The following is a 16941-nucleotide window of genomic DNA, read 5'->3' as shown; positions in this document are numbered from 1 at the left end:
TGATACATTCCCTTTATAAATTAATCTATCTTTTTTCCGATATCTGCAATCGTACGCAATGAAAGAGAGAAATTAAAGTTTTGCAAGGGTGCTTTCCTGCCTGGATTCGTTACCTGTTGATAACCGAATGTTAACCCGAAACATTCATCCATATAACTCAAGCTAATTCCTCGCTTTATAAATGTACCAGATACTAAATCATAACCGGCGTTGCTATTAATGGACCAATAATCTGCCAATTTAAGTCCTGTTTGAAAAGAAATTTCTTGGCGCTCTTGAGAATATTCATAATCTGGTTGCTTTGCGATATAGGCATATTGTAGAGCCGCCCAAAAATTTTGCCATTTTTGTGATGCTTCGATTTCACTACGGCGGATTTTTCCTGTTTTTTTGTCAAAGCGTCCACGCGTTTCTAAGGAAAAACCACTTTTATGGGTTGTACCAAACATTGCAACATAGTCTGAACGTTTTGCCTCTAAGCTAGAATGAGTACCGACATTGATAAAGTCCTTTTCTGCAAAAGAATTCTTTCCTGCTAGATGAAAGGATTGTCCAATGAGACCATAAAGAGACCAATTATCATTAAGGCTTCCAGAGTATCTTAGACCTATATTGGCTCTTGTGCCACCTTCTACACGATCATAACCAGAAAATTTATCCCGTTGAAAGAGAGTAGTTGCATCAAATACAAAGCTTTGAGCATCTTCATTAGGAATTTGTCCGATATATTGTTCATTATTGCGTATGAAAATTTGTGCGGTTGGTTCTATGATATGTGTAGAATGATCAGCTGTAATGAGAAAGGGATAGCGTAGTTCTAACCCTGCTGTTGCCATGCCACGAATTGCTGAACCACGAACTTCGGATAACATAGTGTTTTTTATAGAAGAATCATGATTTTCACGTACATTGGTTGTAATGATATCGGCTCGTAGAGAGAGGAGGGGGGTTAAGATGAGTCCATTGTGCGTGTTGAAGCGCTTTTTCCACTGAAGCTCGTTTGTTAACCGCAAACTATTTCCAGCTATACCAGAAAGTCTTACTATGTTGAGAGAATTTGCGTTCTTGTCGGGTGAACTGAAATCAGCATGACGACGATAAATTGATTGCATATTACTATGGAAGGTGAGCTCTCCATTATAAATGGGTTCATCTGGTGTGAAAGTATAATCGATGCGTGGTAGAACCCACGCTTGCCGAGAGTGACGTTCATAATGAGGATCATTCAATATCAAATCTTGAACTTTAAAATGATAAAAACGCATATCAAAATAATTTTTTCCTGCAAGACCATTCAGATAGATCTGAGAAAGTTGTGTAGGATTGTTATAGTTTTCAAGTTTATAGGCACGACTAAAATGCCGATCTGACTGTGCAAGAATATCCCATCCATAAGTCCAGTGTGAATTAATACGAAAGTCCCCTTTTGTTGCCAGCATATAACGATTTTTATACTGTGCATCAATTGTATCATTATCAAATTTATGCGGTTTTATTTGATATATATAAGCAAAGCGAATGTTATAACGGCCCGTTTTAAAACGTTGACGCCATTCCCCTTCGGTCAAAAGCCCTTGTTGGGTATAAACCGTAGAAGAAAGTGTGAAATCGTAATGAGGAGCGAGATTCCAGAAATAAGAATTCTTTATCCCCATGCCGAGATCATTGGTATAAAAAAAATGAGGAGTAAGCAGACCGCTAGCACGCCTGACAGTTGGATCATAGATCTCAAAATTTGGAAATTTTATAATCGGTACACCAAAAACTTCAAAACTGCTATTTTCAAACCGAATTTTTTTGACGCTATTATTCCATATGATCTTTCTTGCTTTAATTTTCCATAAGACGTCTCGATCTGGTTTATAAGAGCAAGGTTCACAGGCTGTATAGGTTGCATTTTCAAAGACTGTTATGTGATTGTGTTTGCGTGTAGCATTTTGGGCTGAAAAGTGAACATTGTTGGCTGTATCAATACGTAAGGCGTTTACAAAACCCTCGCCAAGATCTTTGGTCATATCAATTTGGTTGGAATAAATTTTATTACCATCCTTTTGAGTAATTTCAACGTTCCCTTGTGCTATAAGCCGTCCTGTTTTTTGATTGTAAATAATTTTTTGAGCGACAACTTTATTGCCATCATATTCGATTTGGACATTACCGTGTGCAGAAACAGTGTTTTCATCACGATTGTAGATGAGTTCATCCGCAGAGAGCAAAAGAGGAGGTTCCGGATTTTGAATGCGACTTTGAGAAGGAGATTGAAGGCTTTGAGCGTGCGCACAATAAGACAAAGCACCTCCTAAAATAACCCCCACAATACTTTTAAAAGCGAGAGCACTTAATTTTGTTAAAATAGTTTTTTTAAGTGTTAATGCCTTCACTTAGCCATCCTCTTTATGAAGCAAAAAAGAGATTCCTAAGAATAACGCAATAACAACGGGTGTCCAAGCTGCAATAATTGGTGGAATATATCCAGCATTACCAAAAGCTTGGACAAGTACGGAAATAACATAAAGCATAAACCCAGCTATCACGCCACCAAGAATCAACATTCTAGATTGCCCAAAACGTGTAAAATTTAAAGATACAGTTGCTGCAATGAGGGTCATTGCCACAAGCAATGCCGGTAATGCAATCAAAGATTGGAAATACATATCAAAATTATGAGCAGAATAGCCAAATGAACGTGCAATCATAATTTTTTGGGGCAATTGGTAAAATGGAATAGTTGCGGGATTCACTAAACGTTCCGTTAAAAATTCAGGTTTTAGATTGGTTTTTATTTGCAACATGGTAAATTTTTCAGGAGGATGCCCTATTTTATAGATTGTTCCATTTGTTAATAGCCAAAATCCATTAGTCAAAGTTGCTTTTGGGGCATTAATCCAATTTTTAACGGTTGCATTATCATTGTATTGTACAAAGGTTGCATCGAGAAGAGAAAGTCCTTGATCGGAGATAGATTTAGCACCAATGGTTGTTCTGCCTAAATTTGTACGTTGTGTTAACCAGTGGATACTTGTATTGTGAAGAGGTGTTAGTACATTGTGATTGCGCCATTCAGTCATCTTTTTTTCTGCTTGAGAAAATCCCCATGCAGCAAGTGGATTAATAAGAAGAATTGAAAATAATCCTAAAAGAAAAGCTCCAAAACAAGCTGGCATAAGAAATTGCCATGCAGAAACACCGATTGAACGAGTCACCACAAGTTCAAGTTTTTTGTTGAGCGAGATAAGCGTTGCCATTGCAGAAAAGAGTGCAATGAAAGGGATAAGTTGTTGCATGATAAAAGGGATGCGTAAAACAGAGAGGAAAAATGCATCTTTTGCTGTATAATGCGCAAGGGAAGATAGCCTACCGGAATTCTCTGTGAAATCGATTAAAAGAGCAAGAACAAAAATGCTTCCCCAGAAATAACAAGTTATTTTAAGATAACGTATAAAAAAATATCGTCCAAGTGTCCACCCAATCATGATATTTTATCCGAGGAATCTTGAGATTTTCGATGTTCAAATTTGTTCATTATTTTTTGAAAAGCGATTTGAAGTATCTCATTAACTTTTGTGGGAAGCCCAATTTTATGATTCGTTAAAAGCATAAAAAAGACAAATGCACTTGTTCCTATAGGTATAATATAAAGGAAAGGAACGTATGCAAGATCGCTTTTTGCTTTTTCTGCGAAAAAATATCCTATCCAATATACCAGAAAAGAGAGGGCAATTGCCGAGAGATTTGCGGAATGACGAGCTTGTCGATGGGAGCGTACATCCCCTGCCGCTGCTAATGCAATAAGTGAAAAAACAATAGGGTAGAGCCATTGTGTTAATCTGCGGTGAAATTCAGCTTTATATTGGAGTGGTTTTCGTTGATAGTAGGGGTCTTTTGGGTCAGGGTTTTGTAAATAAGAAAGAGACCGATCTTTTGGATAAAGAGTAGGTGTTTTATCACTGGGGATAAACTCTCCTAGGCTAAAAGTATATGAGCTAAATTGCACGATTGAAACACTGTTATTTTGATGATTGACTCTTTCTATTTCACCGTTATTGAGAACCAGAAAACTGCCGTTTTTATTGCTCACAATGGATGCGTCTGTTGCATAATAAAAAAGATCAGTCTTAGGATCACGCTGGTCGGCAATGAAAAGGCGTTCAAGTGTTCCATTTGGATTTCGTTCGCCAATTTCTATGTAAAGGTTATTGGCGAGTTTTTGAAAGCTCCCTTCACTAATGAATAGATTGATAAGATCAAAACGAGCGCTTGCTAGCATTTGTCGCATATGAAGACGCGCTTGAGGAACAACAAAATTAGCTATAGAAAAGGAGATACAGGATGCAACAATAGCAAGAAGAAGGATAGGTTTCCAGACAGTACTTTTAGGAAAACCAGAGGCATTGATGACAGCAAATTCTGAGTCTTGATGCATTGCTGAGAGGATGGTTGTAATTGCGATCACTAATGCAAACGGAATGACCAGAAAAACAACAGAAGGAACCAATGAGAGTGAAAATTGTAAGACTGTGAGGAGTGTTTGTTTACTTGTTGTGAGAAAGTTTATCCGTGCAAGAATTTGTATAGTCCAACTAACGCCCACTGCTGCAATCATGACAGAACTAAACAAAACAAGGACACGTTTCAGGATGTAGAACTCAATAATACGCATAAATTGGGGAAAATCCTCAGTTTTTAATTCGATAGCAAATATTCTTACTGCTTTCGGTTAAAATGTAATAAAGTTTGAAAAAATATCCTTTCATGAATTGGATATTTTTACCAAATAAATAATATAAAATTGCCTATGAGGTCCTCTTTAAATTTTCCGTACATTATATTTTATTTTCAACTATAGTCTACAAAGAATCTGGAAAATAACTTAAAAAACTTTTTTATTAACGTTGAAAATAAAAATTATTGTCTTTTAAAGATACGTGCAAAGAGATAATGCATCTCAATCAAAAAAGAGGGTTTATATCTTGAACCGTTTCCTTTGTATTAGGGGTATAGAAGTTTTTTTAAAAAGATATTAGCTTTTTTATAAAGAATGATGAAGGCTTAAGAGATTGGATATTTTATTCTATCATTTGACGCAGTCAACGCTGAAGGATATTTTGCCGACGCTTGTGGAGCGTGCATTGGCTCGTTTTGGTAAAGTAACAATACAGTGTGTGAGTAAAGAACAACGCGATTCTATAGATATACATTTATGGGTTTATACTGATGAATCATTTATTGGACATGGAACGGAGTGTGATCAATATCCAAACTTTCAGCCTGTATTTCTTACAACAGGACAAGAAAATCCGAATGATTCAAAGATTCGTTTTCTCATAGAGGGAGCTGTTTGTTCGGATATTGATGCTTATCAACGACTTGTCGTGATATTTGATGGTAAAAGTGAAGAGCAGTTGAATCTCGTTCGTGCACAGTGGAAAAAATATAAAATGGAAAATCATAATTTAACGTATTGGCAACAGACTGAAGATCATCGTTGGGAAAAACAAATTTAATGCGTTTCGTATCTGTTGTTCTGATTTTTATAGGAGTGGTAGGAATAGTAAATCCAGCACTTTTTATTACGGAAGGATCAGGGGGAGGGCGTTGGGTTTTTATTGTGATTTTTCTTTTAGGCATGTTAAATATATGGACTATAATTAAAAAAACGAAACACCATAATGATGATTATTGATCGAATTTTGCTTGTTTTATGGGCTGTGATGTTGGCCTTCTTTTGCGTTTCATGGTTGGGGACGACGCATATCTTATCAGAAATGTTTGCTGTTTCTTATATAAGCAATATTGCAGATTTTTTATTTTTCTTTTTGAGTGCATTGTTTGCGGGAATATTGTGGTGGAAGATACCTCAACCCATGTCTTTAAAAATGAAACTGGCAGCATTTTCGCTGCCAGTCCTTATTTTATTCTTCGTTATTATATTTTAGTTGGATATTTCATCCTCTGTAAATCCGACGAAGCAAATCAGTGAAATAAAAGAAGCAAAAAGCAAATAGTAGCCGAGATAAGACGTATCGAAATGTTGTACCAGATATTCTGCAATATAAGGTGCAAGAGATGCTCCTACGATAGCAGATAAATTGAAAGTGATAGAAGAACCAGTATAACGAATTGCTGTTGGGTACGGTGAAGCCAAAACAGCACCAAGAGGACTGTATATCATTCCCATGAGAGACAAGCCAATGACAGACATTGCAAGGACTCCCATAACTCCAGAATTTAAGAAATAAGGAATTGCGAAAGAATACATACCGGTGATGATTGTAATCCAAATCATCAAAGTTCTACGTCTAATACGATCAGCGAGTTTCCCAGTGATGACAGTAAAAATTCCACAGAAAACAGCACCGACAATTTCGACTTGAAGAGCTTGATGAAATGGCAATTGCAAATGGTTTGTTGAATAGCTTAACAAATATGTCGTGACCAAGTAAAATAAAACAAAAGTTGCCATACCAGAAAATATTCCAAGAAATAGGATTCGTGGACATTTTAAAAAGACATCTATGATAGGCACTTTGACATGTTCTTTACTTTCAAGAGTTTTTTTGAATTGCACAGTTTCATTGATTGAAAGACGAACCCATAATCCTATAATCATAAAAACAACTGAAGCAATAAAAGGAATGCGCCATCCCCAAGCTAAAAGTTCAGCGCGATCAAGGAAATGCAGCAGACCCAAATAAACAGCAATAGATAAAAACAAACCGATTGAAACGCCCAATTGGGGGAACATCGCATACCAGCCGCGCTTTTCTGGAGGGGCATTTTCTGTTGCGAGCAAAACAGCGCCTCCCCATTCTCCTCCTAATCCCATTCCCTGTCCAATACGGCATAAGGTTAACAGGAAAGGGGCAAACCACCCAGCCATTTCATAAGTAGGAAGAAAACCAATAGTGACTGTTGAAAGTCCCATGGTGAGAAGAGAAGCGATAAGTGTTGCTTTTCTTCCAATTTTATCTCCAAAATGTCCAAAAACAACTGATCCAAAAGGGCGAGCAAAAAAGGCTGCTCCAAAGATCAGGAAAGATTGTAAAATGGCAACCTGATCATTTTGTGTTGGAAAAAACACATGAGGAAATATGAGAGCTGCGGCAGTGCCAAAGACATAGAAATCAAAGAATTCAACTGTTGGGCCAATAAGGCTTGCAAACAAAATGCGACGAGGGGAATTTCTGTTGTTTTTATCTTGCATTTCTAAGTTTGTAGACATGAATAGAATGTCCCTTTCAGTGTATGACAAATCAAATGACGAATTAACTAACTATAGTTATAAAAATTTCAAATCAGTGTCGAGTCAATATTATGACGTTTCCTCTATATTAGGACAATGAGTATAGACTGATGAGCATGAATTAAGTGTTCTATAGATTATACAAATTGAATAGAATAAAGGCACTGCTTTAAATGCTGTAGAAGATGGAAATACGTAGCCATAAACGCTGTTCTCATTCACATTGCTTTTCCTTTAAAGTTCAATGCTGTTTTTATCTCTTGAGGGATCAGCCTTATTTGTAGATCAGTGTTTATTGCCTCAAAAATATTTTCATGAATGTAATTATAACACTTTTTAGGTGTATATAAAAAATAATTAAATCTTTTAGTTGTGCATATATTTTAAAACACATGGTGTATATTTGATCTGTCAGAGCTTAATTTATCGAATGCTTCGTTATCTTAAAAGACATGAGGGTGAGCAACATTGTGTTGTTTTGGTCTGTGCATTTTTTTCTAAATGGGGGATTTAATTTGGAATGATGGAGTGTGAATAATGCAACGCAAATTGAAATTAAGTTTTTGTGCATTAATGACCAGTGGTTTTTTTGTCAAGATTGTGAGTGCAGATGGAGTAGCGACACCAAAAGAAAAGTTATTAACACCAGTAAGTATCAGTAAACATCTAGAAGAGATAAGAACATCGTTATCAAAAGTGAGGGGATTAAAAGAAAAAAAGGGGGGATCAAAAAGGATAGAGAATAAACAGACAGTAGAAGGAAGTAAGTCTTCAGAAGAGGAAAGGAATAGATTAAAAAATCTATTCTTTGAAGTACTCACAAATTCAATAATAAGCGATGGGGCTACTGTCTATATTACTAACCGTGACTCTGAAGGTTCTGAAATAAATAGCTTTAACTATAAAGATGCAGCCTATTCCATTAATAATACGGTTAGAGAGGGGGGAAAACTCTACATTGATGCAGCAAGTGTTAGCAGGGATACAACAATTGAGAGTGGTGGTATTGAATTCGTCCAAAATCTGAGCAGTTCGGAATATGCCACTGTTAAAAAAGGGGGTAAACAAATTGTTGAGAGTGGTGCAAATGCTGAGGGAGCTAAAATCTATGGTGGTGAGCAGATTATTTTTGGTAAGGGGATCCTTAGGGATGGTTTGTCGCGTAAAGATAAGGAAAGTAGTGCTTATGGAACTGAAATTTATGCGGCAGATGGAATGCTAGGAATACAAAGTGTCTATAGTGGAGGGATGGTTGTTGACACAAAGATTATGAAAGGCGGCATCCAGAATCTTGATGGTAAAGAGAGTTTTCATAACGGCATCTCAGAAGATACTGATACAGCTGATACAGAAGATGAAGATTTTACAATCAATGAGGGGGCATTTGCACTGAGTACTGAACTTTTTAAAAATGGTGCGCAGAATATCTTAGCAGGGGGGAATGCGAGCGAAGTTACTTTATACGATAGAGCTACTCAGAAGATATATGATTCTGGATACGTGGATAATCTAACCATTAATCATCAAGCAAGGTCATGGGCTTTTGTGGGGGCAATATTAGATAAGGATACAAATGTTTATGACTTTGGCAGCCTCTATCTTTATGCTGGGAATGGTGAAGCTGTTACGGAAGTAGAAAATCTTAATTTAAATGGAGAAAATACCAAACTATACATTCTTGCGTCTGAAGATAACAGCAAAAAAACTTACGTTAATATCCAGAATTTAACTGGAAGTGGCAGAGTTATCTTTACGTTTTTAGGGACTAATAAGCATTATTCTCAGCTTAATATTGATGATCTATCAGGTTCTTTACATTTCGATTTTAATGTCAACTTTTCCAAGCATCTTAGTGATTATCTTGTTATTAAAGAAAGTGGTTCAGGTTCTCATACAGTAAGTATTATTGATTCTGGGGGGGAGGTCACCCCCCCTTCCCACAAAAGGCTTAATTTAATTTCTGATCATAGTGGAAGCGCTCATTTTACTCTGGCAAACACTTTTGGTGAAAAAATCAAAGCTATTGATGCCGGAACTTACATGTACAGTTTGAAACATAGAAAAAATGAGAGCAATGGTAAAATTTGGTATTTAGATGCGAATTATGCTCTTGATGAGACAAATACCTCTTTATTTCCTGATTTTATCTTGCAACCATCTGCTATAGCTTCATTATCGAAGGATCTCACAGAACGCACAATTGAAAAGGGGATGATTGTTACGATTGCTGATCCTAGCTTTGATAGTAACAGTGAGAAAGTTGAAAGCACTGGAGAAACTTCGATTAGTAATACAGTTAAAGATGGTGGAAAGCTTTCCGTTTATAGCGGTGGTTTTAGCTTGTATACGACAATTCAAAGAGGCGGTACTGAGCTTGTTAGAACACAGGGTCTTTCACAGGATAGTACAGTTAAGAAAGGGGGAAAACAAAAGGTTGAAGATGGGGGGAAAGTTGAAGGGGCTAAAATTTACGGTGGTGAGCAGTTTGTTTCAGGAAAGTCTGATATCAAAGGGGAGATGGTAAGGAGTAGCGCCCATGACACTATCGTTTCTGGTGAGAATGGAGTGCGAGGATATCAGAATGTGTATGATGATGGAGAGGTTTTTAGCTCAAAGATCATGGAAGGAGGGGTACAAAATCTTTATGTGGAAGAAGATCTAGACGAGTATAGCAGTTTTGCATTTGATACGAAGGTCTTTTCTGGTGGAGAGCAACATGTTTTAGCGGGGGGAATCGCGATTGGCGTTCTTTTAGAAGGGACTGCTTTTCAGGCAATAGATTTAGGAGGTTATGTAAAAGATTTAACCGTTAAGGATCAAGCACAATCGTGGTTACATGGTGGCGCAACATTGGAAGGAAAGACAACGGTTAATGATTCTGGACGGATTTATCTTTATGCTGGTGCAGAGCAATCTCGTACTGAAGTAGAAAAAATTGTCTTAAATGGCAGAGATACAAAATTATACGCGATTGCCTCTAGTATAGATGGTGAAAGCTCTTTGATTGAGGATCTAAGTGGGAATGGACGCGTTGTTTTTACTTCTACCGTGTTTAATCCACATTACTCTAAACTTGAGGTTGGTAACCTTTCAGGGAATTTACATTTTAGGTTGCATACTAATTTTGCAGAGCAGCGCGGTGATTATCTTCTGATCAAAAAAGGATCAGGTAATCACACCATAAGCGTTATCGATTCTGGTGTTGAAATGACCAATTCTCTTCTACAAAATCAGAACTTAATTTTGGAGCTTGATTTAATTCATGATCAAAGCGGAAATGCGCATTTTACTCTGATAGATTTTTGGGGTGAAGAGATAGCTACTGTTGATAATGGAGTCTACATGTACGCTCTCAAGAAAAGAGATCATAACGGTGGAAAGATTTGGTCTTTATCGACACCATCTATGCCAGAAAAAAATTCTTCTCCTATCTTTCCTCCATCTCATACGGAGTTGCCTATAGCTGAATCTTTTGAGCAAGAAAAGTATGGTTCTCCTTTGGAAGATTCTATAGCCAATTCTTATAAAGGTGATTTCAGTTTTTATGCAGAGGATTTCATTACTGGTACACGTGAAAAAATTTTGCAAAGCTCCGTGCTCGGTGCCAATAGCATAGTTTATATTGCTGGTGATGGAGAAATGGATGATTTTAAATTATCCATTAATAATACAGTTCCGGAAACTGCAACACTCTATGTTGAGACTGGTGGTTTTAGTAAGAATACAACCATTGAAAATGGTGGTGTTGAGATTGTAGGGGAACAAGGGATTTCAGAATTTACGATTATTTACGAGGGTGGAAAACAAAGAGTGGAGGGAGGAGGAACCGCATTGAGAGCTGAAATTTATGGTGGGGAGCAGCTTGTTTTCGGAGATGGTTATGTAAATGGTGGAATTGTGGGGAGCAGCGCTTATAACACGACACTTTATGGTCAAGGTGATACGCCAGGACAGCAGAATGTATATGATGATGGGATGGCTGTGGGAACAAAAGTGATGAGTGGAGGAATACAAACTCTTGCTAAGTGGTTCGCAGATGATGATGATTTTATACAAAAGAGTGGTGGTTTAGCTGTGAATACTGAGGTTTTCGCGGGTGGTGTACAGCGGGTATTAGCAGGGGGAGAGGTGAACATTGTGACTTTACACCGCCATGCTGCTCAAGAAGTTCATGCTGGTAGCATTGTAAAAAATCTAACAATTAAAGAAGGAGCCAATTCATGGATTTTTGCTGGTGCGGTGTTGGAAGGAAAAATAAAGATTCATGATTTGGGACAAGTCCATCTTTATGCTGGAAATAATAGCTTTTATACTGAATACAAAAATTATCACACAACAGTAGACGATATTAATTTAGAGGGAGAAAACGCTAAATTATACTCTATTTCTAATGGATATGGAAACACAGAAACTTATATTAAGAAGCTGAGCGGTGTGGGAAATATTATTTTTACTTCTACAGAATCCGATTTACATTACTCTAAGCTTTATATTGATAATCTTTTGGGGAGTCTACATTTCGATTTTAATGTCAGCCTTGCAGAAGGAGAAGGTGATTATCTCTTTATCAAAAATGGCCGTGGTTCTCACACAATAAATATTTTAGATTCCGGTATTGAAATTGTTGATCCTTCTTCAACAGAACTTGATTTAATTGTTGATCAAAGTGGAGGCGCACATTTTACCCTGAGAAGCTTTTCTGGTGCAAATGTTAAAACTATTGATGGCGGAACCTATACGTATGGTTTAAAACAGAGAATTGATGAGGATGGGGGCGAAAAAGTTTGGTATTTATCTGCAGTATTTATTGATAATGTTTCATTTCTTAACAGTTTACCACGTAGTAGAAGCAGATCTGTGCGGCATTTAAATCAAAATCTATCGGTTTCTTCTCTTTCAACGATTGCAGCACCACAAGCGCATGTTATTAAATTGCCACGTCGAAGAGAGAACTGCCAAAACTTAAGGCAAAAATCTCAGGCTTCTGTATCTCCAACTGTTTTCTCTCTTGGAAATCACGTTATTGAAGTTTTAGGTTCAGGAAGTTCTCATCCTCTTTCTGATGAAAAACAACAAACTGCTGTTTCAGAATCTTCTCACTCTTTAGCCGATCAAATGATTGTGCGTCCAGTTCATAAAGAACAACCTTCTTCACAATTAAGCGAGACGTTTTCAGTTTCTCACTTTTTGACCACTCCCTCTACAGATGCGGTATTGTCTATGTCTGTGGCTCCAGTGATGGTTTTTCACAATGAAATGCAAACCGTACGTGCGGGAAGAGGAGTTCTAGATAAAAGTAAAAAGAATGCAGCTTTATGGACCTATGCGATTAAATCTAAAGAGAGCATTGCGACAGAGCATATAGATTTTAAACTGGATCAGACCGGTATCGTTTTGGGGATCAATGGTTTAGGCGAGTGGGAAAATGGAGAGTTTTATATAGGTGGTTTTGGCAGTTATGATCGTGCCCGTGTTGCGCATGCACGGGGGGGTAACAGTGGAATCAATACTTATGGTATTGGCGCTTATGTCACTTATTTTGATCATAGTGGATGGTATCTCGATGGTATTTTAAAATACAATCATTATCAAAATACTCTAAAAGCCGTTTCAACGAATGGTTTAGAGATTGAAGGAACATATACTCAAAGGGCATTGGGAACTTCCTTTGAAGCTGGTTATCGACTTAAGACGTCAAAGAACAGTTGGTTGCAGCCTTATGGACAATTTACATGGTTGCGTGTTGAGGGTAAAGAAATCAAGTTATCGAATGACATGACAGGTGACATGCGTCCATTCACTTCATTACGCAGTGAGGTTGGCTTATCTTTAGGATATGAATTTGGTTCTCACATGGATTCCTCATCGCTTGCGTATATTACAACAGCATGGTTGCGTGAGAATAAAGATGACAATCAAACGTTAATTAATCAACGTCATCCATTTACCACGGACTTATCGGGCAATGCAGGTAAGTTAGGATTAGGTTTAAGCAGTTTTGTGAGTGAGAAGTTAAAGTTATATGGTGAGGCCCATTATGTTAAAGGACATAAAACAAAACAGTCCTTTCAGGGTATTTTAGGTGTACGCTATAGTTTCTAACGATATGGTTATTTTTTAGTTATCTTTAAATGTATGATTAGTTTTTTTAAGTTTTTAATGCAGCATCAGAGAACAATTTTTCAGAGCACGCAGCTTCGTTGTTCATGATAAACTGTATACCCTTATATACTTGATTATGCATTACTTTTTTTGATAAGAAAATTCTGAGGAAATGCTAAAGAAGCACTATAAAAACGCCCTTATATTCTTGATCAAAAAAGTATTAAAAAAACTGTAAAGAACGGTTTTTTATGAAATAAGGAGGATTTTTAAGAAGGATTGTTGCAATCTAAGGTTGAAAATATGTTTTGTAGAGCTAATTACGTTCAGTGTCTATGCAGGCGTGAAGGGGGGAGGATATGGCTCTACAATATAAATGGAAACGACATTGTTGGATACTCATGTTGAGCAGCTGTTTTGTGCAAGCTGCTGCTGTAAATGAGGGAAGAGCAGCACTTTTTTGTCAATCTTCAAGTTATGAAAATGATAAGGTATTTCACGATCAATACAATGAGGATATGAAAACAGGCAGATGCATACTTGGAGCCTCTCATGATGTCATGATAAGAACGCGCAATGAATTAGACTTTTTGAAAAAGTCTAGCGATTTTATCATGGATAAGGGTGCTAGAGTGTTTGCGAGTCAACAGGAGCTTGACAGCAGTCATCGTGACAATGCTGGATATAATGCACAAGAACAAAATACTGCGTTTCTTAAAAAGCCTGAACTTATTTCCATTAAAGATGGGGCAATATTAGAAAATTATATCCTTGATAATGAAGGTAAAGCATACATTTCAAATGATGGTGAGATTGATAGTCCAGGGCGATCCATTAATAACACTGTAAGGAATGGTGCAGAGCTTTATGTGTATGCAGGAGGACTCAGTGAGAATAGTAAAATTGAACATGGTGGAATTGAAAATGTTCAGGCTTTAAAAGGAAAACAAGGTTTTTCGAAAAATGCTGTTGTTAAAGAAGGCGGGCACCAAAGTGTTGGAAATGGAGGGAAAGTAGAGGGGACTAAAATTTATGGCGGTGAGCAGCTTATTTTCGGCGAGGGGGATATTGGAGGAGAGATTAAAGGCAGTAGTGCTTCTCACACTATCATTTATGGTCAAGATGAAACACTAGGCCAACAAAAAGTATATGATGGCGGAAAAGTTTGGAATACAAAAGTTATGCGAGGGGGTGTCCAAGAGGTTGGACAAAAGTCTCAAAGTGCAAAAAATGGTGGTTTTGCATTTGACACAGAAGTTTTTGGTGGTGGTAAACAACGTATTTTAAAAGGTGGTCAGTCCATTGGAGTCACTTTAAATGAGAATGCTATTCAGGAAATAGATACTGACGGATCTGTAAAAAATCTAACAATGAATGATCAAACAAAATCATGGGTGCATGCTGGAGCAACATTAGAAGGCAAGACACAGGTAAACCATTCTGGGCAGATCCATCTTTATGCTGGGAATGATCAACAACGCACCACAGTAGAAGATATTATTTTAAATGGAAAAGATACAAAACTATACTCTATTACTGATGAGTTTGATGGAAAAAGTTCTTTGATACAAAAATTAAGTGGTGAAGGGAGTATTATTTTTTCGTTTACAGGTTCTGATCCATATTATTCTCAGCTTCATGTGAATAATCTTTCAGGAAATTTACATTTCGCGTTCAATACTACGATTGCCCATAACCGTGGTGATTATCTCTTGGTTGAGAAAGGCGCTGGGAAACATACAATAAGTGTTGCTGATTCTGGCGTTGAAATCACGGATCCTTTTTCAAATAAGCGTGATTTAATTACGGATCAAAGTGGTGGAGCGCATTTTACGCTGACAGATCTTAAGGGTGAAAAAATTAACGCCATTGATGGTGGAACTTATATGTATGATTTGAAAGAAAGAAAGGATGAAAATGGAAAAGTTTGGTTTTTATCGGCAGACCGCCTCAGTGGACCAGAACCTTCTATGCCAGATCCGACAAATCCTTTTTTTCCTGGAGAAACATCAACAACCCCCTCTACAGATGCAGTGTTAACGTTGTCCGTAGTTCCTGGGCTTATTTTTAATAATGAGTTGCAAATTATACGGAATGGTAGAAAAATTTGGGACAGAAATAAGAAAGATATCGAACTATGGACTTATGGGATTAAGAGCAGAGAACGTGTTGCGACAGGCCATACACACTTTAAACTTGGGCAGACAGGTTTAGTCTTTGGTGCTGATCAGTTGAGTGAATTAGGGCATGGAGAGTTGTATGTTGGTGGTTTTGGGAGTTATGATCAAGCACGTATTTCTCATGCACGAGGTGGTGACAGCAATTTGAGCTCTTATAGTATTGGAACTTACGCAACTTATTTTGATCATCGTGGATGGTATATGGATGGTGTTTTGAAATATAATTATTACCGAGATAATTTGAAAGCCATATCAACGAATGGTTTAGCCATTCAAAGTCATTACAATCAGTGGGCAATAGGTGGATCATTTGAGATCGGTTGTTATTTTGAACCGGCACAGAATACTTGGATGCAGCCTTATATCAAGCTAACAGGTTTGCAGGTTGAAGGTAAAAGAATAAAACTTTCAAATGGAATGATGGGTGATCTAAGCCCATTAACTTCATTCCGCAGTGAAGTTGGATTGACTGCAGGACATGAATTTTTTGTGAATTCAGAAACGTCATTAACAGCTTACATTATGGCTGCTTGGTTGCGTGAGAATATAAATAATAATTATACGACAATTAATAACCAGTATAAATTTATTACAGATTTATCAGGCAGTGCGGGTAAATTGGGAATTGGTTTAAACGGTTCGGTCAATGATAAACTAACACTTTATGCGGAAGCACATTATCTAAAAGGACATAAGATTAAGAATGCTCTTCAAGGTATTTTAGGATTACGCTATAGTTTCTAAATATGTGTGCATGGCTGATTAACTTTACAAATGTAATTGTTTTGCAAACTTAAACAGATAACGTTCGGCTATGTCTTCTCGAGAGTGTAGGGACTTTCTCAAATAGTAGGAATGTCTTTATACTCTCTCTTTTAAAGGCAACATACTGAATTTATAATAATAATTCATTTCTATGCATGTTGAATAAGAGTCGCGAAAATCATAGGATTCTCTCATTCCAAATCTGTTTATGTTGAATCAATCAAAATTATTCGCTTGGCACATCGCAAGCGGGATGAAGGTGTGTATAAAAACTATACAAAAAAGAAGTAAAAATGTCTCTGATGAATCGTCTCTAGTGTCAAGGGCTGTCACAACATTGGGATGGCAAAGTGTATGATGATATCGGCCCGCTTCTTCATAAGCGTAAAAATAGGGGGGCAATGGCTTTACCGGTATATCATTCATGGATGACGTTACGAAATGGGCTTGAGTGCATTGAGAGATGTCTCTTTAAAACAAGTGCGTGAATGTACAACTGAATGGCGTTTTGTTTTACGTGAAGGGGGGTGCCATTAAAGGGCACGAGCATTTTTTTCATCTATAATTCCAGATATGCAAATTATTCCTTGAATTTAAGTAAATATTTTGAATTTTATTCAATTTTTCTGCCTTAAGTTAGAGTTTTTTAGT

The 16941-nt window shown here is 37.1% G+C and carries 9 protein-coding genes; 5 read left to right on the top strand and 4 right to left on the bottom strand.

What is annotated here, in order from left to right:
* Positions 1–20: 20 nt before the first annotated feature.
* The 3 genes from ACFILZ_RS01570 to lptF are packed head-to-tail and all read right to left on the bottom strand — an operon-like array spanning position 21 to position 4660.
* The gene (locus tag ACFILZ_RS01570; protein ID WP_375610167.1) at positions 21–2381 is read right to left on the bottom strand and encodes an LPS-assembly protein LptD; all 2361 of its coding nucleotides are present in this window, start codon (positions 2379–2381) and stop codon (positions 21–23) included.
* A complete protein-coding gene (gene lptG, locus ACFILZ_RS01565; RefSeq protein WP_375610168.1) occupies positions 2382–3473 on the bottom strand; it encodes an LPS export ABC transporter permease LptG in 1092 nt (363 codons plus the stop codon).
* Entirely contained in the window at positions 3470–4660 is a 1191-nt protein-coding gene (gene lptF / locus ACFILZ_RS01560; RefSeq protein WP_375610169.1) for an LPS export ABC transporter permease LptF, read from the bottom strand. The genes lptG and lptF overlap by 4 nt, the downstream gene beginning before the upstream one ends.
* A 397-nt stretch (positions 4661–5057) precedes the next feature.
* Between lptF and ACFILZ_RS01555 the strand changes: the two genes are divergently transcribed.
* Genes ACFILZ_RS01555 through ACFILZ_RS01545 form a run of 3 tightly spaced genes read left to right on the top strand, consistent with a single transcriptional unit; the run spans position 5058 to position 5936 of the window.
* Entirely contained in the window at positions 5058–5504 is a 447-nt protein-coding gene (locus ACFILZ_RS01555) for a DNA polymerase III subunit chi (protein ID WP_375606278.1), read from the top strand.
* Positions 5504–5683 (top strand): hypothetical protein, encoded by a 180-nt coding sequence (locus ACFILZ_RS01550; RefSeq protein ID WP_375610170.1) that lies wholly within the window; start codon positions 5504–5506, stop codon positions 5681–5683. Before ACFILZ_RS01555 ends, ACFILZ_RS01550 begins: the two co-directional genes overlap by 1 nt.
* Complete coding sequence (locus ACFILZ_RS01545; protein ID WP_375606467.1) at positions 5673–5936, top strand: hypothetical protein; 264 nt, start codon at positions 5673–5675, stop codon at positions 5934–5936. Before ACFILZ_RS01550 ends, ACFILZ_RS01545 begins: the two co-directional genes overlap by 11 nt.
* Here the strand turns inward: ACFILZ_RS01545 and ACFILZ_RS01540 are convergent.
* The gene (locus ACFILZ_RS01540; RefSeq protein ID WP_375610171.1) at positions 5933–7222 is read right to left on the bottom strand and encodes an MFS transporter; all 1290 of its coding nucleotides are present in this window, start codon (positions 7220–7222) and stop codon (positions 5933–5935) included. The two genes, ACFILZ_RS01545 and ACFILZ_RS01540, sit on opposite strands and share 4 nt — an antisense overlap.
* A 558-nt stretch (positions 7223–7780) precedes the next feature.
* Between ACFILZ_RS01540 and bafA (ACFILZ_RS01535) the strand changes: the two genes are divergently transcribed.
* Both bafA (ACFILZ_RS01535) and bafA (ACFILZ_RS01530) read left to right on the top strand, forming a co-directional pair.
* A complete protein-coding gene (gene bafA / locus ACFILZ_RS01535; protein WP_375682329.1) occupies positions 7781–13345 on the top strand; it encodes a BafA family autotransporter in 5565 nt (1854 codons plus the stop codon).
* 359 nt (positions 13346–13704) lie between these two features.
* On the top strand, positions 13705–16269 hold the full coding sequence (bafA, locus tag ACFILZ_RS01530; protein ID WP_375610173.1) for a BafA family autotransporter: 2565 nt from the start codon (positions 13705–13707) through the stop codon (positions 16267–16269).
* Positions 16270–16941: the final 672 nt, after the last annotated feature.

The sequence above is a fragment of the Bartonella sp. AP40SXNS genome, assembly GCF_042195825.1.
Lineage (GTDB): Bacteria > Pseudomonadota > Alphaproteobacteria > Rhizobiales > Rhizobiaceae > Bartonella.
This window is presented reverse-complemented; position numbering and strand designations above follow the sequence as displayed.